We start from the raw sequence: 25,568 nt of genomic DNA, 5'->3' as shown, positions 1-25,568 counted from the left end.
CGTCGGCCCGCGCGACGTGACGGTGGAGGGGGCGGGGTCGAGGGCGCGAGCCGCCCACGTCCGGTGCCGCCGGCCGGTGCCCGGCGGACCGCGTGTCCGACCACCCGGCCCGGCGTCCCGACCCGAGGGCCCGACCCGACGGCCCGACCCGAGGGCCTTGCCCGACGGCATCGTGCCCGACGGCGTCGTGCCCGGGGCGGGCCGACGGTCCTGTGCCCCAGGGCGCCGCACCGGCGGCCCCGCCGCTCCCGTTCGTCCGTTCTCCCCTCACGAGGTGACCCCTTGGACAAGGTCCTGGACTCCGCTGCCGAAGCCGTCGGAGACATCCCCGACGGCGCGTTGCTGGCCGTCGGCGGCTTCGGCCTCTGCGGCATCCCGAGCACCCTGATCGGTGCGCTCGCGGCCACGGACACCACCGGCCTGCGGGTGGTGTCCAACAACTGCGGCGTGGACGACTGGGGGCTGGGGCTGCTCCTGCGGGCCGGACGGATCGCCCGGATGACCTCCTCGTACGTCGGCGAGAACAAGGAGTTCGCGCGGCAGTACCTCTCCGGCGAGCTGGAGGTGGAGCTGACCCCGCAGGGCACGCTCGCCGAACGGCTGCGGGCCGGGGGCGCGGGCATCCCCGCCTTCTTCACCCCGGCCGGGGTGGGCACCCAGGTCGAGGAGGGCGGGCTGCCCTGGCGGTACGCGGCGGACGGTTCGGTCGTGCTGGCCTCGCCGCCGAAGGAGGTCCGGGAGTTCGGCGGCCGCCGGTACCTGTTGGAGGAGGCCATCTCGGCCGACTTCGCGCTGGTCCGCGCCGAGGTCGCGGACCGGCACGGCAACTGCGTCTTCCACGCCGCCGCCCGGAACTTCAACCCGCTCTGCGCGACGGCCGGCCGGATCACCCTGGTCGAGGCGGACCGGATCGTCGAGGCGGGCGAGCTGGCCCCGGACGCCGTCCACCTCCCCGGGGTGTTCGTCGACCGGGTGGTCCCCGCCGACCCCGGGGACCGCCGGATCGAGCGCCGGACCGTCCGCGCCGAATCCACCGCCCGCACCACTCACACCACTCACACCGCTCACACCGCTCACACCGCTCACACCGCCAGCACCACCCGCACCGCACGAACCGCATTCCAGGAGGCCTGAGCCCCGATGACCGCAGTCACCCAGCACGCAGCCACCCCGGCCGCCCTCGGCCCCCGCAGTGCCCTCGACGCCCGGAACGCCTTGGCGGCACGGGCGGCGCGTGAGCTGCGCGACGGCCAGTACGTCAACCTGGGCATCGGCCTGCCCACACTGATCCCCGGTCACCTCCCGCCGGACGTCCACGTGGTGCTGCATTCGGAGAACGGCATCCTGGGCGTCGGACCGTACCCGGCGGCGGGCGACGAGCACCCCGACCTGGTCAATGCCGGGAAGGAGACCGTGACCGTGGCCGCCGGGGCCGCGTACTTCGATTCCGCGCTCTCCTTCGGCATGATCCGGTCCGGCCGGATCGACGTCTCGGTGCTCGGTGCGATGCAGGTATCGGCCGCCGGGGACCTCGCCAACTGGATGATCCCCGGCAGGACGGTCAAGGGCATGGGCGGTGCGATGGATCTGGTGCACGGCGCGCGGCGGCTGGTGGTCGTGATGGAGCACACCGCGAAGGACGGCTCGCCGAAGATCGTCGAACAGCTCTCACTTCCCGCCACGGGTCGCGGGGTCGTCGACCGCATCGTCACCGACCTCGCGGTCGTCGACGTCACCCCGGAGGGGCTGCGACTGGTGGAGACGGCGCCGGGCGTGACCTTCGACGAGGTGCGGGCCGCGACGGGGGCCGCCCTGCTTCCGCCCTCCTAGCCTCCGGGACGCCGCTGCGCGGAGACCGGCCCACCCGCTTCCGACCCGGCCTCCGCGCACCGCCCCGCCTCCGCTCGCGCATTCATTTCGAGTGCGGGAGATCGGAACCGGAACCGGCCCGATAGCACCGACCGGGGCACAGTTGGCCTGGAATCGCCAGGTCTTCACCGTCGCGCAATGATCGTTCTTCAGATCGGTTGCGATCTCTCCAGTGCTCCGGGAGAGTTGAGGACGCCAGGATCCCGGAGCCCGGAGGGGAGTCCGGGGATCGAGAACCGGGATCCCGCATTCGAAGTCGCCATTCCGACGCGCACCACAATCGATCGTATACGTTTTAGTGATTGACGGCCCGGAGCCAGCCGGAACGACTGCGGCGGACCGGGCGGTGTTCTGCTTCGAGAGCAAGGCCCAGGGGGAACAGCCGGTCAGCGGGTTCGCAGCGCCGCGAACCGCCCGGCGCCGCGCGTCGGTCCGGATCGCATACCCCCGGTCGGAGCACGCACGGACGGGCCGGCCCGCGCGGCCGGCCACGGGGGGAGCCACATATGGTCAAACCGTTCTCGCGACGGCGACGGACGGACCCGCGGACGGACCCGCGGACGACGGAGGGGGCCACCGGGATCGCCGTCCCGGACCTGATCGCCGTACCCGAAGCCCCTTACGACTACGCCCATTTCAGCCGTCTCGCCGGACCCGCCACCCAGCCCGGCGAACACGGTGCGCGTGACACTCACCGCACCCACCACGCGCACGACGAACCGGAGCCGTACCGCGTCCGGTACCGCAGCCTGCTGGGCCGCGAGCCGCACCGGATCCGGGCGGCCCTGCTCCTGCTGGCGGCTCCGCTGGTCGAGACGGTGCTCCTGGTCTGGCTGCTGCTGCCGGAGCACTGGCCGGCCCGGCCGGGCGAGACGGACACCTGGCTGCTGGTCGGCGACAAGGTGATGATCGGGATCATCGCGGTGGTCGAGGTGTTCCGCCTGGTCAACGTGGTCTCCAACACCCATGCGACGCTCGCCGCCCGCGACCCCGTCCCGGTGACGCCCGAGTCCGGTACCCGGGTCGCGTTCCTCACCACCTGCGTCCCCGGCAAGGAACCCCCGGAGATGGTGCGCGCCACGCTCGCCGCCGCGCTCGCCGTCCGGCATGACGGCCCGTACCACGTCTGGCTGTTGGACGAGGGAAACGATCCTGCGATGCGCGCGCTCTGCACCGAGCTGGGCGCCCGGCACTTCAGCAGGCACGGCGTCGAGGAGTGGAACACCCCCAAGGGACGGTTCCGTGCCAGGACCAAGCACGGCAACTACAACAGCTGGCTCCAGGCACACGGCACCGGCTACGACTTCTGGGTCTCGGTCGACACCGACCACGTGCCGCTGCCCGAATTCTGCGAGCGGATGCTCGGCTACTTCCGCGACCCGGACGTCGCGTTCGTGGTCGGCCCGCAGGTGTACGGCAACTACCGCAGCTCGGGATCGGCGGTCACGCGGTTCTCGGAGAGCCAGCAGTTCCTCTTCCACGCGCTGATCCAGCGGGCCGGCAACCGGTACGGCGCGCCCATGTTCGTCGGCACCAACAACGCGGTCCGGCTCGACGCACTGCGGTCGATCGGCGGACTGTACGACTCGATCACCGAGGACATGGCGACCGGCCTGGAGTTCCACCGGCGCCGCAACCCGGCCACCGGCGAACGCTGGCGGTCGGTCTACACCCCGGACGTGCTGGCGGTGGGCGAGGGACCGTCGTCCTGGACGGACTTCTTCTCGCAGCAGCTGCGCTGGAGCCGCGGCACGTACGAGACCCTCCTCACCCAGTACTGGCGCGCGGTGTGGGGGCTGTCGCCGGGGCGGCTGCTCAACTACACGCTGATGGTCTGCTTCTACCCGATGGCGGCGCTGACCTGGCTGCTCGGCGGGGTGTCCAGCGTGCTCTACCTGGGGTTCGGGGCGTCAGGCGTCCACGTGTCGTCCGAGATCTGGATGGCCCTCTACAGCGACGCGGCCGCGCTTCAGGTGCTGCTCTACACCTGGAACCGCAAGCACAACGTCAGCCCGCACGAGCCGGCCGGGTCGTCGGGGGTGGCGGGCATGGTGATGTCGGCGCTCTGCGGACCGATCTACGCAGCATCGTTCCTGCAGGCGCTGCTTCGCCTCCGCAGCCGGTTCGTGGTGACGCCCAAGGGGGCGTCGGCCAGCCCCGACCGGGTGGCGACCTTCCGCCTCCACCTGTTCTGGGCGCTGGTGTTCGGCGGCGCCGTCGCCCTCTCCTTCCGCACCGGGAACGACCACGTCGCCATGCGGACCTGGGCCGGGCTGGCCCTCCTCCTCAGCCTGCTGCCGGTGCTGGTCCTGGCGGCGGACGCCGTCCGCCGCCGCTGGGCCCGGCCGACCTCCACCCTGTCCATGACCGGGACCGCCCCGGCCGCCCGCACGGAGCCCGCCGGTGCCGCCGGTGCCGCCGGTGCCGCCGGTGCCACCGTCACGGTCACGGTCACGGCCACAGTCACGACCGCGGCACCGGCCGCGGCACCGGCCTCGGCCTCGGCCGGACACCGCAGCACCACCGGCTGAACCCCACCCGCGCCACCCGCACCCGCACCCGCACCCGCACCCGCACCCGAGGGGACGATCCACCGTGAAGATCCGCAACGCCGGCCGCACCCGGCGCTTCGCCCTCGGCAGCACCGTCGCGCTGACCGTGGCCGGGATGAACGCACCGGCCGTACTCGGCTTCGCCAACGACCGCTACCACCGGTACGCCGTCAACCGCCCCGCCTACAAGGCCGAGTACGGCCACTGGCAGACCCTCGTCCTCCCCGCCGAGTTCCGGATCAACGCCATCCACGCGGCGCTGCTCCGGACGGGCAAGGTCCTGATCATCGCCGGTTCCGGCAACAACCAGCGGAACTTCGACGCCGGCACCTTCAAGAGCCTGCTCTGGGACCCGGCGAGGAACACCTACAAGCCGGTCCCGACCCCCGCGGACATGTTCTGCGGCGGTCACACCGCGCTGCCCGACGGCCGGATGCTGGTGGCCGGCGGCACCCGCCGCTACGAGGCGCTGGACGGCGCCGTGAAGAAGGCCGCCGGCACCATGCGGGTCCGCAACGAGAACCCGGACGCCGCCCGCTCCTTCCCCCGGGGCACCGTCTTCCGGGCGCCGAACGGCCGCGCGTACGTGTCCACCGCCGAGGTGACCGTCCCCGCCGCGGCGAAGACCGGCGCCGGCACCGCGACCGTCGTCACGGCCGGCGAGACGCGCGTGTTCGTGGAGGCCGTCGACGGCGGCCCCGGCTCCGTGCTCGACTCCCCCGCCCAGTACGCGATCGAGGGCCTGACCGGCGTCGACGCCCGGAACCTCTACGGCATGGCGGACCGGATGACGCTGGAGAAGCAGGACTTCCAGGGCATCCGCGACGCCTTCGAGTTCAACCCGGACACCGAGATGTACGAGCAGGTCACCGACATGGCCTACGCCCGCTGGTACCCGACGCTGACCGGGCTGGGCGACGGCCGGGTGGTCACCGTCTCCGGGCTCGACGACACCGGGCAGATCCTCAGCGGCAACGACAACGAGATCTACGACCCGGCGAGCAAGACCTGGTCCAAGGCCCCCGACCGGTACTTCCCGACCTACCCGTCGATCTTCCTGACGGCCACCGGAAAGCTCTTCTACTCCGGCTCCAACGCCGGCTACGGGCCGGCCGACAAGGGGCGCGAGCCAGGGCTCTGGGACCTCCGCGACAACAGCTTCCACCCCGTCCCCGGCCTTCGCGACCCGCACCTGACCGAGACCTCCTCGTCCGTGCTGCTGCCGCCCGCGCAGGCCCAGAAGGTGATGGTGCTCGGCGGCGGGGGCGTCGGCGAGTCCCCGCTCTCCACCGCCCGCACCGACATCGCCGACCTCGCCGCCGCGACGCCCGCGTTCACGCCCGGCCCGGACCTGCCGGCCGGCGGCACCCGGTACCTCAACAGCGTGATCCTGCCGGACGACACCGTCTTCACCACCGGCGGCTCCCGCGACTACCGGGGGAAGCACCGGAGCGACCTGCTCAAGGCGCAGACCTACCACCCGGACACCAACACCTTCAGCACCGCCGCCGAGCCGACCGTCGGCCGCAACTACCACTCGGAGGCGCTGCTGCTGCCGGACGGCCGGGTCGCCGTGCTCGGCTCCGACCCGCTGTTCAACGACAAGGCCGGCACCGAGCCGGGCACCTTCGAGCAGCGGATCGAGATCTACACCCCGCCGTACCTCTTCCACGGCGAACGGCCGCAGCTGACCGGTGCCCCGGCGTCCGCCAGGCTCGGCAGCACCGTCCGGGTGACCGCCCCGGACCCGGGCGGCGTCGCCACCGCCAAGCTGATCCGGCCGAGTTCGGTCACCCACGCCACCGACGTCGAGCAGCGCTCGGTGGCCCTGGACGTCACGGCGCGCACGGCGGACGGACTCTCGCTCACCCTGCCCGCCAACCCCGACCTGCTGCCGCCCGGTTGGTACATGCTCTTCGTGACGGACGGCTCGGGCACGCCCTCGGTGGCGCGCTGGATCCAGGTCGTCCGCTGAGCCGTGCCGCGCCGGCCGCGTCGAGCCGCGGCGAACCGTCCGGTGCTGTGACCGACAACGTTCTCCGGGCCCGGAAGAGCAGAAGCCCGGACGGATGCCTCCGCCGACGGGTAGCGTCACATGCGCCGTTCGAGGAGAGAGTGCCGTGGACACAGCAGAACGTGCGGTTCCGCCGCGTGTGGCAATCGCCGAGCGGGCCGCCGCCGAAGCCGCGTTCAAGAAGAGCTGCATCCCTCAAGTGGGCCGGCTGCTCAGCCTGGCCGCGGCCGCGAAGCCCGGTGGAACCATCGCCGAGAGCGGCACCGGAGCGGGAGTCGGAACGGCATGGCTGCACAGCGGCCTCGGCGCCGATGCGCGCCTGGTCACTGTGGAGCGTGACGAGGACCTGGCCCGTCGGGCGGCCGGGATCTTCGCCGACGACGAGCGTGTGTGCGTCCTCTCCGGGGACTGGCGACTGCTTGAGCAGCACGCCCCGTTCGACGTCTTCTTCTGCGACGGCGGAGGCAAGCGTGACGATCCCCAGCGGGTCGTCGAACTGCTCGCCCCCGGTGGCCTACTGATCCTGGACGACTTCACACCCTCGTCCCACTGGCCGCCGCGCTACGGCGGCGAGGTGGACGAGCTCCGGCTCTTCTACCTCACCCATCCCGCCCTCCACGGCACCGAGGTACTCACGACACCCTCCAGCTCGGCGGTCGTCGCGACGCGACGCCCCTGACCGAGGACGTTCGCGGCGTCGCCACCGCCGACCCGGTGGACCTTCACGGCGAGAGCTCTAGCCGGCCGCCTGGGCCAGCCCCAGCGCGTACGGGAGCCAGAACTCGCCCGCCCGGGGCTCACCGCGCCCGCACTCGCCGTCGGACTCGCCGGGGTTCTTGATCCAGAGGTAGGCGTCGACCCCCGCCCGCCCGGTGTCGGCGGTGGGCGGCGCCCCGAGCGCACGGCCGGGCGGGTTGCACCAGGCCTCGCCGCTCAGCGGGCCGTTGCCGTTGCGGCTGGTGTCGATGACGAAGTGCTTGCCGTCCAGCAGGGCGGAGAGCTGCGCACCGTACGTGGCGTTCCGGTCGGTGGTGTAGAAGTTGGAGACGTTCACCGCGAAGCCGTCCGCGGCCGCGACCCCGGACTTGCGCAGCGCCTCGGCCAGCGCGGAGGGGTCCTGCGCCCAGCCGGGGTTGCCCGCGTCCAGGTAGACCCGCACCTGCGGACGCTTCTTCAACTCCTGCACGGCGAAGGCGAGCAGGCCGTACCGCTCGGCGGCCGCGTCTCCCTTGACCCCGCAGGTGTCCAGGGTGTGGGCGACGGCGTCGGGCTCCAGGATCACCCATGCCCGGCGGTCGCCCAGCGCCTCGGCCAGGCCGGTGATCCAGGACCGGTACGCGGCGGCGTCGCTCGCGCCGCCCGCCGAGTACAGGCCGCAGTCCCGGTGCGGGATGTTGTAGGCGACGAGGACCGGGGTGCGGTCCGCCTCGGCCGCGCGGCGGCTCACCTGTTCGGCGATGCCCCGGGCCGCCTGGTCGCCGAGCCACTGCGAGGAGGGCTGGGCGGCGATCCGGAGCAGGGTGTCGGCCTCCGCCGTGCGGCCCTGGCCGCGCAGGGCGGCCAGTTGGCGGGCCGCAGAGGTCTGGTCGGAGACGTAGAAGGCCTGCCCGGGGAGCTGCGGCAGCGCACCGGCACCCCCGGCGGGCGCGCCCCCGGACGGTACGGGAGCCGCCCCGCCGCCCGTCGCCCCCGACGCGGTTCCGTTCGAACTCCCGGCCCCCGCCGTGCCCTTGCCCGCGCCGGTGCTCCCCCCGGCGCACCCCGCGACGCCCGCCACCAGCCCCAGCACCGCCGCTCCCACGGCCAGCCGGAATCCCACTCTTCGCCCTGCTCGGCGCACGTACCGCCCCTCCCAGACCCGGTCAGGCGACCGGCCGGCCCCCAGCTTCGCATACCGGGCACCGCCCGCTGCCCACCAGGCGGTGAACAGCGGGCGGCCGACAGCGAGTGGACGGCGCGTCAGCCGTCGGAGCGGGGCCGCCCAGACGGAATCCGGCACGGAATCCGGCACGGAACCCCGGACGGGAATCCCGCACGGAGCCCCCGAGCGGCCCCGGCGGGTCAGCCCTGCTTGAGGTCCGGCACCCGCCAGTCGATCGGGTCGACGCCGAAGCCCTCCAGCGCCGTGTTGATCTGGGAGAACGGCCGGCTGCCGAAGAACAGCTTGGCGGAGAGCGGCGACGGGTGGGCACCCTGGACCACCACGTGCTTCTCCGTGTCGATCAGCGGCAGCTTCTTCTTGGCGTAGTTGCCCCAGAGCACGAAGACCACCGGCTCCTCGCGCGCGCTCACCGCCTTGATCACCGCGTCGGTGAACTTCTCCCAGCCCTTGGCCTTGTGCGAGTTGGCCTCGTGCGCGCGGACCGTGAGGACCGCGTTGAGCAGCAGCACGCCCTGCTCGGCCCAGTGCATCAGGTAGCCGTTGTCCGGTGCCGGGATGCCGAGGTCGGCGTCCAGCTCCTTGAAGATGTTGCGCAGCGACGGCGGCGTCCTGGTGCCCGGCAGCACGGAGAAGCTCATGCCGTGGGCCTGGCCGTCGTCGTGGTACGGGTCCTGGCCGAGGACGAGCACCCGGACCTTGTCGTACGGCGTGGCCTCCAGCGCGGAGAACTCCTGCCCGCTCGGCGGGAAGACCTGGTGCTGCGCGCGCTCGGCCGCCACGAAGGCCGCCAGCTCGGCGAAGTACGGCTTCTCCGTCTCGGTGCCCAGCACCGTGTGCCAGGACTCGGGCAGTTCCAGCCCGGTGCCCGCGCCCGCCTCCGGCGTACCCGGCTCCGTCACGCCCGTCTCGACCGTGTCCGTCACGACATCAACCTCCCACCGGACGGCCGCTCACCGCCGCACCGCCCCGACCTCGGGCGCCCTGCGGCCCTTGCACCGCACGCCCTCTTTCCACACCGAACGCTACACAGGCCCACTGACAGTTCACTCCGCCGGAGCCGCCGGGGCACCCGGAACACCCCCGGCAGCCGCGGCACCGGCAGCAGCCCCAGCCCCGGCGCCCGCACCGGCAGCGGCCCCCGCAGCGCCGACGACCACCGACACCTCCCGCGCCGCCCCACCCGCCCCACCAGCCCTGCCGCCCCCACCGGCCCCATCGGCCTCGTCTGCCCCACCGAGGCCGATGGGGCTCCCGGAGCCGCCCGCGTCCGCCGCCCGCCCCACCCGGAGGTGCTCGACGACGTTCAGCACCACCAGCACCGCCGCCAGCACCACCAGCGCCGTGATCGCCGGCCACCGCACCATCGCCGGGGCCAGCGCCAGCACCACGGCCGCGGCCACGATCCGGGTGGTCGCCACCGCGCGGAACATCATCCACCGGGTGTACCCGAAGGTCAGCAGGTACAGCCCGCAGCCCCCGTAGAGCAGGGCCACCGTGCCCGCGCCGAGCGCCTGCCGCGGGTCGGCCACCGTCTCCCCGAAGCCGACCGCGACCGCGATCACCCCGGCGACCAGCGCCAGGTGCCCGTACTGGAAGACCCGGCGGATGACGTCCCGGCGCGACTCGGCGATCGTGACCGCGTGCCGCATGGCGTCGGCCGCGTGGACGAAGTACTGCCACCAGAGCCCGGCCGAGATGGTGAACGCCGCGGTGACGGCGACGAGTTCGGCCGCGTCGAGGGGCACCCCCGCCGCGGTGGCGCCGATCCCGACGATGGACTCGCCGAGCGCGACCAGCAGGAAGAGCGCGAACCGCTCCGGCATGTGCGCGGGGTGGTAGGCCACCGCGGCCAGCCGGCGGCGGAGGATCACGGGTGCGGACAGGTCGCAGAGCGCCGCCAGCGCCCAGAGCACCGTCCGCGGCCCCTCCGGCAGCAGCCCGCCCGCGAACAGCAGCGGTCCGCTGACCAGCACACCGACCCCGTACGGGCCGCGCCACACGCCCGGGACGCGGATCACCAGGAGCAGCAGGACGGCCCGGGCGGCCCAGTACCCGGCGCCGAGCAGCACGCCCCGGCCCCCGTACGCGCCGGGCACGGCCAGTGCCATGACCAGGCCGGTCAGGCCGACGGCGAGGATGCCGAGCCGGTCGCGCGGATTGTCCACGTCCCTGATGTTGGCCTGGACCGTGGTGCCGACCCAGCACCAGTAGACCGGCACGAAGACCACCAGGGCCCGGCCGACGCCGGCCCAGTCGTGGTGGTGGTGCAGCAGGCCGGAGACCTGCGTGATGGCGAAGACGAAGACCAGGTCGAAGTAGAGCTCCGCCCAGGTGACCCGTTTCTCCTCCGTCGCCACCGGCGGTTCCCCCGTGGTGCTCATCCCGACCCCTCCTCGGCACATGGCGAGCGGGCCCCGCCGTCCGACCGTCGGCCGGGGCGGCGGGGCCCGCAACAGCAGTGCCGAGGCTAGACCAGCTCGACGAGGTCCGCGATGGAGTTGAACACACGGGTCGGCCGGTACGGGAAACGCTCCACGTCGGCGGCGGCGGTGAGGCCGGTGAGCACCAGGATGGTCTCCATGCCCGCCTCCATGCCGGCCACGATGTCGGTGTCCATCCGGTCGCCGATCATGACGGCGGTCTCCGAGTGGGCGCCGGCCGTGTTGAGCGCCTCGCGCATCATCAGCGGGTTGGGCTTGCCGACGAAGTACGGCTCGACCCCGGTCGCCTTGGTGATCAGTGCGGCGACCGAGCCGGTGGCCGGGAGCACGCCCTCGGTGGACGGGCCGGTCTCGTCCGGGTTGGTGCAGATGAACCGGGCGCCCTGGTTGATCAGGCGGATCGCCTTGGTGAGCGCCTCGAAGCTGTAGGTGCGGGTCTCGCCGAGGACGACGTAGTCCGGGTTGTTGTCGGTCAGCACGTAGCCGGCCTGGTAGAGCGCGGTGGTGAGGCCGGCCTCACCGATCACGTAGGCGGTGCCGTTCGGACGCTGGCCCTTCAGGAAACTGGCGGTGGCCAGGGCCGAGGTCCAGATGCACTCCTCCGGCACCTCCAGGCCCATGCCGGCCAGGCGGGCGCTGAGGTCGCGCGGGGTGTAGATGGAGTTGTTGGTGAGGACCAGGAACGGCTTGCCGGACTCCCGCAGCCGGCGCAGGAACTCCTCCGCGCCGGGGATCGGCGTGCCCTCGTGGATGAGGACGCCGTCCATGTCGGTCAGCCAGGACTCGATGGGCTTGCGGTCTGCCACGTGCGTGTCTCCCGAAGTCTTGCCATGTAGTGCGATGGTCGTACGAAACTGCGGCGCACCGCCGTCACCGTTGCGCCTCCCACCGGCCGGACCCTCCTCGGGACACCGGACCGCCGGGGGTACTGCTGGCTGCCCCAACGGGGCACAGCCTAATCCGCACACCAGGCCGACGGCAGCACGTCCCGTCCAGCGGACGGACGGCGGGAGGGCGGCACACCGTCCGGCACGCGCCTCCCGCCCCGCCTCAACGAGTCCTTAACCCACCCCTAACCGCAGTGATGCCCCCTCAGCACGGCCGCCCGACAGGGCTAGCGTGAACGGCACGCCGAACAGGGGCGGGCCCGGACGGGCCTCCCTCGGCGCCCCGGTAGCTGCTGCCGCCGCCGCGCCCCCCACCGCGGCGGCGGCAGCAGCCGTCGCAGACAGCCCTCCCGGGCGCCCTCCCTCCCCGGGCGCCCAGGAGGGTCCCTCCGGCGCCGAAACCGGGGCCAACCGGGCACCCCGTGGTTGAGTAGGGCGCATGACCCCCTCCGCGCGCGCCCGCTCCCAGAACGCCGACCCCGCCCGCCCGTTCCGCGTGGGCCTGATCGGCTACGGCCTGGCCGGGTCCGCCTTCCACGCCCCGCTGATCGCCACCACCCCCGGGCTCCGGCTGGACGCGGTGGTCACCGCCAACCCCGACCGCCGCGCCCAGCTGCAGCGCGAGCACCCCGAAGCCCGCGCCGTCGACACACCCGAGCAGCTGCTCGCCGACCCGGACGCGCTCGACCTGGTCGTCATCGCCTCCCCCAACCGCACCCACGTCCCGATCGCCCGGGCCGCCCTGGCCGCCGGGCTGGCCACCGTGGTCGACAAGCCGCTCGCCGCCACCGCCGCCGAGGCGCTGGAACTCTGCGAGCTGGCGGAGTCGCGCGGCACCCTGCTCACCGTCTTCCAGAACCGCCGCTGGGACGGCGACTTCCTCACCGCCGCCCGCCTGGTCCGCGAGGGCGCGCTCGGCCGGGTCCACCGGTTCGAGTCCCGCTTCGAGCGGTTCCGCCCCAAGCCCAAGGCGGGATGGCGCGAGCTGGCCGACCCGGCCGAGGCCGGCGGCACCCTGTACGACCTGGGCAGCCACCTCGTCGACCAGGCACTCGCCCTGTTCGGACCGGTCGAGACGGTGTACGCGGAGATCGACGTCCGCCGGGACGGCGCGGTCGTCGACGACGACGCCTTCCTCGCCCTCACCCACGCCGACGGCACCCGCTCGCACCTGTGGACCAGCGCGATCACCCCGCTCGCCGGCCCCCGCCTGCGGGTGCTCGGCGACGCGGCGGGCTACGTCAAGTCGGGCATGGACCCGCAGGAGGCCGACCTCCGCGCCGGCCGCCGCCCCGACGGCAGCACCCCCTGGGGCGCCGACGACCAGACCCGGTACGGCACCCTCGGCACCGACGAGTCCGCCGCGCCGCTGCCCACCGACCCGGGCGACTACCCCGCCTTCTACGCGGGAGTCGCCGCCTCCCTGGCCGACCCCGGCACCCCGCCGCCGGTCGACCCGCGCGACGCCGTCGCCGTCCTCGCCGTCCTGGAGGCCGCCCGCACCTCCGCCGCCACCGGTACCACCGTCCGGCTGGACTGAACTCCCTGAAGTCCCCCCGTGCGGGCGGCAGTTCCTCCCCACCCCCTCCCCCGGATTCCTACGATGAACGGATGACAGCGACGGGGTGGGGAGAGGAACCGGAGGCCCGCGCGGAACGGCTGCGGCGGGAACGGGCCTGGACGGCGGAGTTCGAGAGGCGCGCCCGCGAGGCGACCGAGGAGCAGGAGCGCCGTGCCCGCGCCGCGGCGACGGCGTCCGCGCGGGCCGCCTGGGCGGACGGGAGACCGAGCGGCGGCGACGCCTTCGCGGAGGTCACGGGGCCGGACGCGGTACCCGTCCGGGTCGCGGTCGTCCGGCTCGGCCGGTTCCGGGCGACCGCCAGGGCCTTCCGGCCGCACCCGGGGCCGCATTTCAGCTCGGGCGGGGAGGGGTTCCTCCTGATCATCCCCTACATCGTCCTGGTGGGGCTGAGCCTGGCGGTCCGCCTGCTGTTCCTCAAACTGACCGGCCGCCCGCGCTGGGCCGTCGTCGTCTCCGTGGGCGCCGCACCGGACGCCGGCCCGAAAACCGGCCCTGGCGCCGGGCGAGCCGCCGAGAAGATCATCGCCGTACGGCGCACCCGGCACCGGCGGCCGGCCCTGCTCGACGCCGCCGCCCTGGCCGACCGCGTCGAGCGGTCCGGAGCCGCCGCCGTGCCGGAGCCCGAACTCAGATCCCGATGACCTCGACCGCCGAGCCCAGCCCCTTGAAGTCCGCCAGATTGCGCGTGTACAGCGGCAGGCCGTGGGCGGAGGCGATCGCGGCGATCATCAGGTCGATCCGGCGCGGGCGCGGCTGCCGCCCGGCGGCGATGGTCAGGGTGACCAGCGTCCCGTACCGGGCGGCGGCGGCCGCGTCGAACGGCAGCGGATCGAAGTCCGCCATCGCCGCACCCAGCACCTCCAGCCGTCCCGCCCGGCTGACCGGGTCGCGGGCCATCGAGACACCCTGCTGCAGCTCGGCGAAGGTGATCGCGGTCAGCTCCGGGACGGCGGGCAGGTCGGCCGGGCTGAGCAGCGCCAGGTCGATGTAGACGCAGGTGTCCAGCACCCCGGCCGGCCGCCGCCGGGGCGCCCGCCGACGCTCAGCCACGCCGCCGCTCGAACGGGTCGCCGTCCTCGTCGCCCACCAGTTCCTCGGGCCCGAAGTACTCCTCGGCCTCCTTGCGCATCTGCTGGTAGTCCACCCGCGGCAACTTCACGTGCCGCGCCACCAGCTCCTCCGCCGTGAGCCGCCGCCGGCCCGACACCGGCCGCAGCTCCGCGACCTCGACCCCGTTCCTGGTGATGTGGAAGGTCTCCCCCGCCTCCACCGCGTCCATCACCGCGGCGGAGTTGTTCCGGAACTCCCGCTGGGTAATCGTCTTCATGCTCTCCAAGGTAGCCCCGTGTAGCACCGACGGCTACACCCCTGCACGACCCTCCCGAACCCTCTCGAACGCCCCGCGCCCGGGCCGTCGGTGCGCTAACGTCCGATCGTCGACGCACCGCGCAGCGGACAGAGGGGGGCTCTGGCCATGACCGACACCACCGAGGCCCGGCAGAATCCCTGGCTCCACGGCCAGGACGGTCCACCGGCCGGCATCCCCGCCCAGGCCACCGGCCCGGGCCCGTGGGCCACCGGACCCGCCGGGAACTCCCCGGTCCACGTCGAACCGGCCGCCCTCCGGCAGGCCGCCGGGGTGGCCCGACGGCTCCAGGGCGAGCTGCGGTACGCGGTCGGCCACGTCGAACCGGACACCGGCGCGGCCGCCCGGGCGCTCTCCGCCGACTGCTGGAGCACGGGGGCCGCGCTCTCCCAGGTCCTCACCTGGTGGAAGGCCCGCTGGACCAGCATGGACAACCGCCTCGGCATGACCGCCGACCGGCTGGAGGCCACCGCCGGCGCCTACCGGTCGACGGACGGGTCCGCCGCCTCCGCGTTCAAGGCACAGTGAGCCGTGGTGACCTTCGCGCAACTCCGCCACCTCTCCTTCGAGCCGCTGGACAAGGCCGGGGACACCTGGAACAGCGCCTCCGGACACGCCGAACAGATCGCCGCCCAGGTGCGGTCCGGCGTCCTGCACCCCCTGACCGGAGCCGGACCGCACGCGTTCTCCGCCCCGGGGAGCCGCGCGTGGACCGGACCCGCGGCCGACGAGGCCTCCCGGGAGATCGGCCTGCTGGCCGACGAGCTGACCGCCTTCCACTACGAGGCACTCGCCGTCACGGCCGCCCTCCGCCGGGCCAGGAGCGCGTTCACCCGCGCCCAGCAGGACCTGCTGCGCGCCATCGGCGACGCCGAGGCGCTCGGCGCGACCGTCTCCGAGGACGGCACGGTCACCCTGCCGCCGCTCCCCGCCGACGAGCGCAACGACCCCGATTCGATCGCCTACCGGAAGCGGCAGTGGGACGAGCTCCAGCAGCACGTCGAGGCCATGCGCAAGGCGGTGACCGCGGCCACCGAGGCCGACACCACGGCCACCGCCGCCCTCCGCGCCCTCGACCCCGCCGACGTCGACCCGGCAACCCGCCCGGGAGGCGCGCAGGACGCTCGTGACGATCTCGCGCGGGCGGCAGGGATGCCGAGCGACCCGAAGGCCCTCACCGCATGGTGGACCGCGCTCGACCCCGCTGTCCGGGCCGGTCTCCTCACCTCCGACCGGGCGAGGCTGATGAGTGCCGGCATCCTCGGCCCGACGGTCTACGAGTGGAAGCAGCCCGACGATGGAGCCGGCCCGTTCGACGTCCGGAGTCCGAGCGCGGAGGAGCTGACGAACTGGTGGAAGGCGGAGGGCATGGTCGGGCTCGGCAGTCTCAAGAGCAACACGGACGCCGCCCGTCACATGCAACACTTCCTGGACGGCTCGGGTGAACCCCTCGCCGTCGACGTCGACCGGTTGCTCCGCGACGACCCCACGTTCCGCGACGACGTCGCGAGCGCAGTGGCCGCGAGCCAGGAGCAGTGGCGGCAGACGGCGCTGGACGCCTACCAGAAGTCGGGTGGGGCGCCCGTGGCCGTCCCGATCGAAACCGCCGGCCTCCACCGGACGGTCGACCGGCCGAGTACCGAGAACTGGTACCTGGCCGTCGGGAGCCACGCCTATGCGGCATCAGGCGTGGCGACGGTGAAGCCCGGCCCGGACGGACGGCCCGTGGTCGCCGTCGAGTACCAGGTCAACCTCTGGGACCGCTACAACTGGGACCTCGACAAGTCGACGCCGATAGCCGGCACGTCGGTCCGCGACAACGATCTGGCCAAGCTGCACCAGACGGGCCTGGCGCAGGAGTTCGACATCACAGGCAAGAGCGCTCCCATCTCGCTCGTCCTCGGTGAGAACGCTTCCGCCCCGCTTCCCGGCACCGGCGGGAAGGCAGGAGACCGCGAGGGCGGGCCCGGCGACACGGGCCGGGAGACACGGTAGTGGCGGCGGACAGACAACGGACCCCCTCCACCCGGCGTCGACGCCGATGGCTGATCGCGGCGCTGGTCGTCCTCCTGGTGGTCCTCCCCGCAACAGCCGCCGGCGGGCTCTACTGGCTGGTCGAGCAGGACCAGAACCCGGCACCGGACAGCGGACGGCCGGGTTCCTGGGTCACGACGATGACGCGCGCCGAGATCTCCGACTTCACCCAGGTACCGATCCCGTCCGACGCGGCCGACGTCCGGTGGGGGTATGTCGAGGGCTTCCAGGACGACACGGCCGTCATGGCGTTCCGGCTTCCGGCCGGCGAGGTGGACGGATTCACCGCCGGACTCGGCAGCACGCCCTGGAAGGACGCCGCACCCGCACCCAAGAACAGCGCCCTACGAGACCTCCGGCACATCGGAGCGCCCGATCCCATCGCCGCGCTCCCCCTGCGCCGCGGCGTCTTCGTCTCGCACCTGCCGGGGCACAAGAAACGGGTCGAGAGCCAGGTCTGGCTGGGACAACCGGGCGAGGACGGCCTCACCCAGGTGTGGGTGTACGCGATGAACGTCCCCTGAGGCAGTGCCGGGAACCACTTCGGGGGCCCGGTCGTATGCTTGGCCGGAGCACTTGTCCGGAGCACAGAGGGGAGCACGCCGTGGCGCTGGTCGCGATGCTGCTCGGGGTGTTCCGGGTGCTGAACGGGGAGTGGCTCGTCGAGGGTGGCGGGTCGCTGGCCTCGGTGGCGGCCGCGGCGGCCGTGGTGCTGGTGACCGGGGCGGTCGCGGGGGCGCTGGTCGTCGCGCGGCTGCTCGGGGCGAGGGCGCCCGCCGCCGTCAGGGACGGGACGCTGCGCAGGCGCGCGTTCCGTACGGCCTTCCTTCCGCAGCGTGATCCGGATGCCCGGGGCCGGCGACGCCCGAGGGCACCGGGTGCGGCCCCGGCGGCCGCGTAACCCCAGCTCCACAGCAGGGCCGTCGACGCGGCCGTCCTCCGCCGACCACTCTTTCCGCGCGCCCGCATGCCTTCTGCCGCATGCCTCGTACGCCATGCCGTACGCACCGCATGCCGCATGCCGCAGCGCGCCGAGACCCCCGGAGGGCTCGCTCCACCATGTCCGTTTTCGCAATCCTCGACCCGGCCGTCGGCCTGGCCCACGATGTCGTCGCCGCGCTGGCCCAGGTCATGCCGACGGCGCTGGCGATCGTCCTGTTCACCGTCTGCGTCCGGCTGGCGCTGCACCCGCTGGCGCGGGCGGCCGCGCGGGGCGAGAAGACCCGGACCCGGCTGGCGCCGCAGGTCGCCGAGCTGAACCGGAAGCACAAGGACCGGCCGGAGAAGCTCCGGGAGGCGCTCGCCGAGCTGTACGCCCAGGAGAAGTCCTCGCCGTTCGCGGGCTGCCTGCCGATGCTGGTGCAGATCCCGTTCTTCTCGGTGATGTACCGGCTGTTCACGACGCCGAACGACCTGCTCGGCCACACGTTCTTCGGCGTTCCGCTCGGGCTGCACGTGGGGAGCGCGCAGGGTGTGGCGCAGTGGGCGGTGTTCGGCACGCTGTACGCGGGGCTGGCGGCGGTGGCGTACGTCGGGTTCCGGCGGGCCCGCCGGGCGCAGGCCGCGCAGAAGGCGGAGCAGGCGCAGCGGGCGGAGCAGGACCGGCGGGCGAAGCAGTCGCGGGGCGGCCGGGCGAAGGCCGGCCAGGCACAGGCCGCACCGCCGCAGGCGCCGGTGCTGGGGTTCCTGCCGTACCTGTCCTTCGGCACGGTGCTGTTCGCCGCGCTGGTGCCGCTGGCGGCCGGGCTGTACCTGCTGACCACCACTGCCTGGTCGGCCGCCGAGCGGGGGTGGCTGCACCGGAACTCGCCGGCGTCGGCCGGTGCGGGGGCCGGGGTGGCGGCGGTGCTCTGACGGCGTGGTGGGGAGGGCGCCCGCCCGCACCGGCGCGCGTCCTCCCCAGCCACCGCCCCACCTCCCCACCTCCCCACCGCCCCACCGCCACCGCGGGGCCGAGCGGTCCACGGCGCTGCTCTAGCCTGAGCTGATCGTTTTCGCCGGCCGCCGACCGTTCGGGTCCCCGGCCGACCGGACAGGTGGAGGGAAGTCGTCATGGTGGTCGCTGCTCCGGCGTTGGCCGAGTTGCGGGAGGTCTGCCAGCCGCAGGCGAAGCTGGCGAGCCGCAACGGTGAGCATTGGGCGGGCCGGCTCTACATGCGGCGGATCTCCCTGCGGACCACCCGGCACCTGGTGCGGACGTCGGTCTCGCCGAACACCCTCACCTGGCTGATGGTGGTGTGCGGGGTCGGGGCCGGCGCAGCCCTGCTGATCCCGGGGCTGACGGGCGCCGTGCTGGCGGCGGTGCTGTTCCAGGGCTTCCTGCTCTTCGACTGCGTGGACGGCGAGGTGGCGCGCTGGACGCGCCGGTTCAGCACGGCCGGGGTGTACGTGGACCGGCTCGGCGCCTATCTGGCGGACGCGGCGCTGATGGTCGGCGCGGGTGTCCGGGCGGCCCGGGGCGGGTCGGAGCTGTGGGTGTCGGTGGGGCTGGCGGCCGCGCTGGGCGTGGTGCTGCTGAAGGCGTCGACGGACCTGGTGGACGTGGCGCGGGCGCGCAGCGGGCTGCTGCCGGCGGACGAGGAGTCGACGCAGCCGCGGTCGCAGGGCATCGCGACGGCGCGGCGGCTGGCTTCGATCCTCAAGATCCACCGGGTGACCAACGGCATCGAGGCGTCGCTGGTGCTGCTGGCGGCGGCGGTCGTGGACGCGGCGGTGGGTTCCACCGATCCGACCCAGGCGACGGTCGCGGCGATCGCGGTGATCACCTGGGGGATGGTGGTCGCGCACCTGGCGTCGATCCTCTCGTCGTCCCGCCTGCGCTGACCGGGGGCGCGCCACCGCACGGGGTCCACGACGTCCGGCGCGCCCACCCTCCACGCCTCAAGTCAAGCTACTCGCAGGGGATTTGACGCACCGTCTCCCCCGCCGTTCGGCTCCGGCGGGGGACCCGCAGGGCGCAGCCCGTCACCCTCCGCAGGACGACGCGGGCGGCGCGGTGCGGATGCGAACGTGGCGGTGGGGCCCGGGGGTCGGGCCCGGGAGGGACCACCATGAACGCCAACCACTTCGCCCGGCCGGGCCGCCGCGGCCGGCTCGCCCTGCGGCTCGCCGCGGCGACGCTGGCCGGGGCCACCGTCGTCTCGCTCGCCCCGGCGGCGGTCGCGGCGGACGCGCCGGCGGCCGGACCGTCCGCGACGGCCACGGCCACGGCCACGACCGACCAGCGCCGCCCGTCCGTGGACCTCAGCCCGGAGTTGCGGGACATCGTCGAGCTGGGCGCTTCGACGGCCGCGCTCGGCGAGGCGCGCGAGAACGGTCGCCGGACGTGGCGCGACGCCGCGGGCGTCGTCGACCTGGACTCCCGGCGGCCGGCGCGCGCCGACGGGCGGTTCCGGATCGGCAGCGTCACCAAGACCTTCGTCTCCACCGTGGTGCTCCAGCTGGCCGAGGAGGGGCGGCTCCGGCTGGACGACCCGGTCGAGCGGTACCTGCCGGGCGTCGTCCCGAACGGCGGCGCGATCACCCTGCGGCAGCTGCTGAACCACACCAGCGGCCTGTTCGACTACCTGGAGGACCCGCAGTTCCTCTTCCACGACGAGGCGAGCCTGCGCGCCTTCCTCGCCCGGGGCCGCTGGGTGGACTACCGCCCGGAGCAGCTGGTCGCGGTCGGGGTGCAGCACGCGCCGTACTTCGCGCCCGGCCAGGACTGGCACTACTCCAACACCAACTACATCCTCACCGGGATGATCATCAAGAAGGTCACCGGTCGCACCTGGCAGCGTGAGGTGGAGCAGCGGATCGTCAAGCCGCTGCACCTCGACGACACCTCCTTCCCGGGCTCGTGGCCCGGGATCCCCGGGCCGCACGCGCACGGGTACGTCAAGCTGCCGGAGGGCCCTGCAGACGTCACCCTGATCAACCCGACCGTCGGGGACGCGGCCGGCAACGGGCTCTCCACCACGGCCGACCTCAACCGCTTCCACGCCGCGCTGTTCGGCGGCAAGCTGCTGTCGCCCGCCCGGCTGGCCGAGATGACGACGGCCGTCCCGGCGCCGGCGATCGGCGCGCACTACGGGCTGGGCCTGATCCGCTACGACCTGCCGTGCGGCGAGGCCTGGGGTCACACCGGCGGCATCCCGGGGTTCAACACGGTGCTGCTCGGGGCGCGGGACGGCTCGCGGCAGTTCGCCCTCTCGTTCAACCTGTTGGAGGGCGGCGAGACCGATGAGACCGCCTACACGCTGGAGTCGTTCCTCCTGAAGGCGGCGTGCGGCACGGACGCGCCGACCCAGACGAACGCGCCGACCCCGGCGACGAAGGGTGCGAAGGGGACGGACGCCGGATCGCCGCTGAAGCTGCTCCGCTGAGACACTAAGATCCCGCCAAGTCAAGCCCCTTGACGATGATTTGACCGTCCTTCATATCTGCCCATCGGCCGGGCGGCCCGGTCCTCGGGAAGCACGGCCGATGACCTCCAGAGGACGACGCGGCGAGGGTGCGGCCGGTGCGAAGGTGGTGGGGACGGCCCGGGGCCGGGCCGGAAGGGGCGGGGCACCATGACCATCGTTCAGGCTCGATCTCCGTACCGGCGCGGCAGGTTGGGGCTGCGGCTCGCCGCCGTCGCCCTGGCCGGGGCGACCGTCGTCACGCTCGCCCCGGCGGCGGTGGCGGCGGGGGCGTCCGGAATCGGCTCCGGCACCGGAGCCGGCACCGGAGCCGCAGAAGAACGTCGACCCCGCGTCGACGGACAGCAGGAACTGCGGTACCTCGTGGAGCACGGCGGGATGACCGCCGCACTCGCGGAGATCCGCGTCGCCGGCCGCCCCGCGTGGCGGGGCGCCGCCGGGACCGCCGACCTGGCCGACGGGCAGCCGGCCAGGTCGGACGGCCGGTTCCGGATCGGCAGCGTCACCAAGACCTTCGTCTCCACCGTGGTGCTCCAGCTGGTCGGCGAGGGCCGGCTCCGACTGGACGACCCGGTCGAGCGGCACCTGCCCGGCGTCGTCCCGAACGGCGGCGCGATCACCGTCCGGCAGCTGCTGAACCACACCAGCGGGCTGTTCAACTTCACCACGGACGCGCGGTTCCTGGTCACGACCGAGGCCGAGCTCCAGGAGTACGTGTACGGGACCACCAGGTTCAAGAGCTACCGGCCGGAGCAGCTGGCCGCGATCTCCGCCGAGCACGCGCCGTACTTCGCCCCCGGCCAGGGCTGGAAGTACTCGAACACCAACTACGTCCTCGCCGGGATGATCATCCGCAAGGTCACCGGGCACACCTGGCAGCGCGAGGTCGAACGGCGGATCGTCCGGCCCCTGCACCTGGACGACACGACGTTCCCGGGGAACGAGACGGGCCTCGGCGGCCGGCACGCCCACGCCTACGTCGACATGCCGTCCGGGCCCGCCGACATCACCCGGTTCAACCCGTCCGTCGTGGACGCCGCCGGCAACGGCATCTCCACCACCGCGGACCTCAACCGCTTCCACGCCGCCCTGTTCGGCGGCAAGCTCCTGCGGCCGGCCCAGATGGCCGCGCTGACCGACACGGTGCCGACCGACACGCCGAACGGCTTCTACGGGCTCGGTGTGCTCAAGGTCGACCTGGGCCCCGGCTGCGAGGCGGCCTGGGGACACGACGGCGGCCTCCCCGGGTGGAGCACCCTGCTGCTCGGCACCCGGGACGGGCGGCGGCAGTTGGCGCTGTCGCACAACCCGTTCATAGGCAAGGACTCCTCGGCGAGCGGGGAGGCGATCGGCTCACTGCTGGGCAAGACACTGTGCCGCCCGGACACGGGCGCGGGCGCCGGCATCGCGGCCGGCCCGGACGCGGCCCCTGCCGTGGGAGCGATCCCGCACACCGGTCCGGACCTTCGGGTGGAGGTCGGCCCGGCCGCCCACTGAACCGCGCCGCGAGGGCGGCAGGCGGCGGCGGGCAACAGGCGACAGGCGGCGGGCGACGCCGGGCGGCGGGCGGGGTGAAAAACGTTTGACGCCCCTCGCCGCCCGGCGATCGGATGGTGCCCCATGAACACAGGGCAGTTGCACCCCGGTCAGCACCCCATCGACGAGGAGCTCGTACGGCGGCTGGTCGCCGGGCAGTTCCCCCAGTGGGCGGGGCTGCCAGTGACGGGCTTCCCGTCGGGCGGCACGGTCAACGCGATGTACCGGCTGGGCGACACCATGGTCGTCCGGCTGCCGCTGGTCGACTGGGGCGAGGCGGACGTCTCGATGGAGCAGGAGTGGCTGCCCCGCCTCGCGCCGCTCCTGCCGACGGCCATCCCCGCGGCGATCGGCGCCGGCCGGCCCGCCGAGGGCTACCCGTGGGCGTGGTCGGTGTACCGCTGGCTGGACGGGGCGAACCCGGAGGCCGGCGCGCTGCACCAGCCCGTGCCGCTGGCCGAGGACCTGGCCGGGTTCGTGTCGTCGATGCGGCGCATCGCCCTCCCGGGCGGGCCGGCCGCCTACCGGGGCGGGCCGGCCCGGCTGCTCGACGAGGCCACCCGGGCCGCGATCGAGGAACTGCGCGGCCTCCCCGAGGAGGGCGTCGACTGCGACGCCGCGGCGGCCGTCTGGGAGGACGCGCTGCGGGCCCCGGTCTGGGACGGGCCGCCGGTGTGGGTCCACTCGGACCTGATGCCGGGAAACCTGCTGGTGGACGGCGACGGCCGGCTGACGGCGGTGATCGACTTCGGGTGCGCGGGCGTCGGCGACCCGGCCTGCGACATGTTCCCCGCGTGGAACCTGCTGCCCGCCGAGGGGCGCGAGGTCTTCCGGAAGGCCCTCGACGTGGACGAGGCGACCTGGCGGCGCGGGCGCGGCCGGACGCTCGCGCAGGCCCTGGCGGCGCTGCCGTACTACCGGGAGACCAACCCGCTGATGGCGGCCAACGCCAGGCACGTGATCCGGGCGGTCCTGGAGGAGCTCTGAGCCCGGCGGAGGCGCCGCACAGCACCAGGGCCCGCGCCGGACGGGACTGCGGCGGGGCGACGGGGACGGACGGGCCGGCGAGGGCGGGGGCGGCGGCGCGGCGGCGAGGCGGGGAAGCGAGGACGCGCCGCCAGTAGGCCGGCCGAGCGTCGGTGTTCCTCCGCGCGGGGTAGCCGGTCGCCGCGTCCGGCGGCGGCGGAGGGAGTGGTTCGGGTACTGATCGCAGTCGGAGCGGACGTCCCCCGGACGTCCCCCGCCCTCGTCGGCATCGATCGAAGCCCACACACCAGGAGTCCCGAATGGCCCGCACGACCCCGCTCGCCCTGACCGCGCTCGCCACCATCGGAGTCCTGGTCGGGGGCGCCGCGATCGCCACCGCCGACGACCGAGGGGCCGCCAGGCCCAAGGAGAAGTCGCCGGTCATCGTCCCCGGCAACCAGGCCGCCGCCGACGCCTCGCTCCTGGCCGCGCACACGCAGGTCTTCGGCGACTCCGTCACCCTGCGGCCGGGGGAGAACCTGCCGGCCGTCGTGCTCTGTCCGTCCGGTCAGGTGCCCACCGGTGGCGGCGCCACGACCAGCGCCTTCAGGATCTTCCTCACCGACTCCTACCCGAGCGGCAGCGCCTGGGTCGTGCGCGGCACCAACACCAACAACGTGGACGAGTCCATCAGGGCGTACGTCGTCTGCACGACCCCCTGATCCGAGGACCGGGCCCACTCGGGCCCACTCGGGCCCACTCGGGCCCACCTACAACTCCCCTGCGGGGGAACGGATACGGCCCTCGGAACCCGCACCACGGGCGTCCGCCTGGGCCGGACTCCACTCGCGCCGCACGACCCGGGCACCGGGCGTGCGGCGCGGCCGTTCGCGGGCAGCGGGGGTTCGACGATCGGGCGGGAAGCGGCCGGCTGCCGCGGCATCCCGGCCCGGAGGACGGCGGGGGCCTGCGCGACCCGGCCGGCACTGTTCAGCCGGCCTGGCGGTCGAGGGCGGTGGCGAGCTCCTGGTCGCGGGTGGCGGCGATCTCGCGGACCGCGTCGGCGACGGCACGGAAGTCCTTGCGCAGGATCTTGGAGTGGTTGCTCGCGACCTTCGCGCCGATCCGGATGTTCGGGTTGCGGGCGAGTACCGGGTCGAGGTTGGCGCGGATCTGCTCCATCAGCTTCGGGTCGCCGCCGAGGTTGCCACCACTGGCGAGCACGTACCGGACCGGCACGGTCAGGCGGTCGAGGACCGGGTGGAGGGCGGCGGGTGCGCAGAGCTCGTTGGCCTCGATGTTGATCTCGGCGTGCTGTGCGGCGCTCATGCGGGCGGCCAGGCCGAGCGGGCGGGCGACCGGGAAGAGCGGGCTCATCCGGCGGAACAGCTTGCGGATCTGCTCGCAGGCGGCGTCGTCGAGCCACTCGTGCGGCAGCGCGCCGTCCACGGACACCGCGCCCAGGGCGCGGTCGGGATTGCGGGAGGCCCAGTGCACGGCGAGCATGGCGCCGTAGGACCAGCCCACCAGGATCGGCCGCTCCACGCCCCGCGCTTCGAGGACGGCGTCGAGGTCGCGCAGGCACGCCTCGAACGAGTAGTCCGCCGAGCGCTTCGACCGGCCGCGGGCGCGCTCGTCGTAGGTGATGTGGCGGTAGTCGCCGCCGAGGTCGGCGATGACGCGCTGCCAGTGCGCCTGGTCGGCGTAGGAGCCGTTGAGGTAGACGACGGGGCGGCCGGGCCCGCCGGTGTCGGTCACGGCCAGTGCGGTGTCGTCGATCGGGAGCATGCCGGTCCAGGTGGACTTCTTGACGGTCATGGCGGGTGTTCCTTCGGCATCAGTGGCGGTTCGGAAGTGGTGGAGGGGGTGTCGCCACCGGGGTGCTGTCGCGCACCCCGGCGATCTCGTCGGCCCTTGCGGACGGTGCGGGGTCGGCGGCGGTGGGGTCAGATGCTGCGGGCGGTGATGTCGCCGTGGGTGGTGGTGGCGTGGATGGTGAGGGTGGGGGTGCCGTCGTTGTTCTTGAGGGCGTT

24 protein-coding genes and 1 pseudogene are annotated in these 25,568 nt (G+C 73.8%); 17 read left to right on the top strand and 8 right to left on the bottom strand.

From position 1 onward, the window contains the following. Positions 1-282: 282 nt before the first annotated feature. From AC067J_RS35440 to AC067J_RS35420, 5 genes are all read left to right on the top strand, one after another. The gene (locus AC067J_RS35440) at positions 283-1,134 is read left to right on the top strand and encodes a CoA transferase subunit A (RefSeq protein ID WP_478306350.1); all 852 of its coding nucleotides are present in this window, start codon (positions 283-285) and stop codon (positions 1,132-1,134) included. Positions 1,135-1,140: 6 nt separating this feature from the next. Continuing rightward, positions 1,141-1,830: a 3-oxoacid CoA-transferase subunit B gene (locus AC067J_RS35435; protein WP_478306348.1), complete on the top strand. Its 690-nt coding sequence runs from the start codon at positions 1,141-1,143 to the stop codon at positions 1,828-1,830. A gap of 545 nt (positions 1,831-2,375) precedes the next feature. Further along, positions 2,376-4,400 (top strand): glycosyltransferase family 2 protein, encoded by a 2,025-nt coding sequence (locus tag AC067J_RS35430; protein WP_478306346.1) that lies wholly within the window; start codon positions 2,376-2,378, stop codon positions 4,398-4,400. A gap of 64 nt (positions 4,401-4,464) precedes the next feature. After that, a complete protein-coding gene (gene glxA, locus AC067J_RS35425) occupies positions 4,465-6,396 on the top strand; it encodes a radical copper oxidase GlxA (protein WP_478306344.1) in 1,932 nt (643 codons plus the stop codon). 145 nt (positions 6,397-6,541) lie between these two features. Next, on the top strand, positions 6,542-7,114 hold the full coding sequence (locus tag AC067J_RS35420) for an O-methyltransferase (RefSeq protein WP_478306342.1): 573 nt from the start codon (positions 6,542-6,544) through the stop codon (positions 7,112-7,114). Between the two features lie 57 nt (positions 7,115-7,171). On the opposite strand, the gene AC067J_RS35415 is transcribed toward AC067J_RS35420, so the two are convergent. The 4 genes from AC067J_RS35415 to AC067J_RS35400 form a co-directional block, all read right to left on the bottom strand. Then, positions 7,172-8,254 (bottom strand): glycoside hydrolase family 6 protein, encoded by a 1,083-nt coding sequence (locus AC067J_RS35415; protein WP_478306340.1) that lies wholly within the window; start codon positions 8,252-8,254, stop codon positions 7,172-7,174. 242 nt (positions 8,255-8,496) lie between these two features. Then, positions 8,497-9,174, bottom strand: a complete 678-nt coding sequence (locus AC067J_RS35410) for a uracil-DNA glycosylase (RefSeq protein WP_478306479.1) — start codon at positions 9,172-9,174, stop codon at positions 8,497-8,499. 186 nt (positions 9,175-9,360) lie between these two features. After that, positions 9,361-10,698 carry a low temperature requirement protein A gene (locus tag AC067J_RS35405; protein WP_478306338.1) on the bottom strand — a complete coding sequence of 446 codons (1,338 nt, stop codon included), beginning with the start codon at positions 10,696-10,698 and terminating at the stop codon, positions 9,361-9,363. An 86-nt stretch (positions 10,699-10,784) separates the two neighbouring features. Next, positions 10,785-11,564 carry an HAD-IIA family hydrolase gene (locus tag AC067J_RS35400; RefSeq protein ID WP_327677203.1) on the bottom strand — a complete coding sequence of 260 codons (780 nt, stop codon included), beginning with the start codon at positions 11,562-11,564 and terminating at the stop codon, positions 10,785-10,787. A 520-nt stretch (positions 11,565-12,084) separates the two neighbouring features. Here AC067J_RS35400 and AC067J_RS35395 point away from each other — a divergent pair. Continuing rightward, on the top strand, positions 12,085-13,185 hold the full coding sequence (locus AC067J_RS35395; RefSeq protein ID WP_478306336.1) for a Gfo/Idh/MocA family oxidoreductase: 1,101 nt from the start codon (positions 12,085-12,087) through the stop codon (positions 13,183-13,185). A gap of 71 nt (positions 13,186-13,256) precedes the next feature. Continuing rightward, positions 13,257-13,868: a hypothetical protein gene (locus AC067J_RS35390; protein WP_478306334.1), complete on the top strand. Its 612-nt coding sequence runs from the start codon at positions 13,257-13,259 to the stop codon at positions 13,866-13,868. Here AC067J_RS35390 and AC067J_RS35385 read toward each other — a convergent pair. Both AC067J_RS35385 and AC067J_RS35380 read right to left on the bottom strand, forming a co-directional pair. Further along, complete coding sequence (locus tag AC067J_RS35385) at positions 13,855-14,277, bottom strand: type II toxin-antitoxin system VapC family toxin (protein ID WP_478306332.1); 423 nt, start codon at positions 14,275-14,277, stop codon at positions 13,855-13,857. The two genes, AC067J_RS35390 and AC067J_RS35385, sit on opposite strands and share 14 nt — an antisense overlap. Next, complete coding sequence (locus tag AC067J_RS35380; protein ID WP_188295332.1) at positions 14,270-14,554, bottom strand: type II toxin-antitoxin system Phd/YefM family antitoxin; 285 nt, start codon at positions 14,552-14,554, stop codon at positions 14,270-14,272. The genes AC067J_RS35385 and AC067J_RS35380 overlap by 8 nt, the downstream gene beginning before the upstream one ends. 147 nt (positions 14,555-14,701) lie before the next feature. Here AC067J_RS35380 and AC067J_RS35375 point away from each other — a divergent pair, with 147 nt between their 5' ends. From AC067J_RS35375 to AC067J_RS35330, 10 genes are all read left to right on the top strand, one after another. Next, complete coding sequence (locus AC067J_RS35375) at positions 14,702-15,121, top strand: type VII secretion target (protein ID WP_478306330.1); 420 nt, start codon at positions 14,702-14,704, stop codon at positions 15,119-15,121. A 6-nt stretch (positions 15,122-15,127) separates the two neighbouring features. Continuing rightward, on the top strand, positions 15,128-16,588 hold the full coding sequence (locus AC067J_RS35370) for a hypothetical protein (protein ID WP_478306328.1): 1,461 nt from the start codon (positions 15,128-15,130) through the stop codon (positions 16,586-16,588). Next, on the top strand, positions 16,588-17,151 hold the full coding sequence (locus AC067J_RS35365; protein WP_478306326.1) for a hypothetical protein: 564 nt from the start codon (positions 16,588-16,590) through the stop codon (positions 17,149-17,151). The genes AC067J_RS35370 and AC067J_RS35365 overlap by 1 nt, the downstream gene beginning before the upstream one ends. 80 nt (positions 17,152-17,231) lie before the next feature. Further along, the gene (locus AC067J_RS35360) at positions 17,232-17,528 is read left to right on the top strand and encodes a DUF6412 domain-containing protein (protein ID WP_478306324.1); all 297 of its coding nucleotides are present in this window, start codon (positions 17,232-17,234) and stop codon (positions 17,526-17,528) included. A gap of 158 nt (positions 17,529-17,686) precedes the next feature. Then, positions 17,687-18,481 (top strand): YidC/Oxa1 family membrane protein insertase, encoded by a 795-nt coding sequence (locus AC067J_RS35355; protein ID WP_478306322.1) that lies wholly within the window; start codon positions 17,687-17,689, stop codon positions 18,479-18,481. 198 nt (positions 18,482-18,679) lie between these two features. After that, positions 18,680-19,450, top strand: a complete 771-nt coding sequence (locus tag AC067J_RS35350; protein ID WP_478306320.1) for a CDP-alcohol phosphatidyltransferase family protein — start codon at positions 18,680-18,682, stop codon at positions 19,448-19,450. A gap of 227 nt (positions 19,451-19,677) precedes the next feature. Then, on the top strand, positions 19,678-20,994 hold the full coding sequence (locus AC067J_RS35345; RefSeq protein WP_478306318.1) for a serine hydrolase domain-containing protein: 1,317 nt from the start codon (positions 19,678-19,680) through the stop codon (positions 20,992-20,994). 189 nt (positions 20,995-21,183) lie between these two features. After that, positions 21,184-22,530, top strand: a complete 1,347-nt coding sequence (locus tag AC067J_RS35340; protein ID WP_478306316.1) for a serine hydrolase domain-containing protein — start codon at positions 21,184-21,186, stop codon at positions 22,528-22,530. Positions 22,531-22,653: 123 nt separating this feature from the next. Then, entirely contained in the window at positions 22,654-23,556 is a 903-nt protein-coding gene (locus tag AC067J_RS35335; protein WP_478306315.1) for an aminoglycoside phosphotransferase family protein, read from the top strand. Positions 23,557-23,855: 299 nt separating this feature from the next. After that, positions 23,856-24,257, top strand: a complete 402-nt coding sequence (locus AC067J_RS35330; RefSeq protein WP_478306313.1) for a hypothetical protein — start codon at positions 23,856-23,858, stop codon at positions 24,255-24,257. Between the two features lie 268 nt (positions 24,258-24,525). Here the strand turns inward: AC067J_RS35330 and AC067J_RS35325 are convergent, their stop codons facing one another. Then, positions 24,526-25,353, bottom strand: a complete 828-nt coding sequence (locus tag AC067J_RS35325; protein ID WP_478306311.1) for an alpha/beta fold hydrolase — start codon at positions 25,351-25,353, stop codon at positions 24,526-24,528. Positions 25,354-25,481: 128 nt separating this feature from the next. After that, positions 25,482-25,568, bottom strand: a pseudogene (locus AC067J_RS35320) (DUF4097 family beta strand repeat-containing protein); the annotation flags it as partial.

This window comes from Kitasatospora sp. NPDC042419 (assembly GCF_056437345.1).
This window is presented reverse-complemented; position numbering and strand designations above follow the sequence as displayed.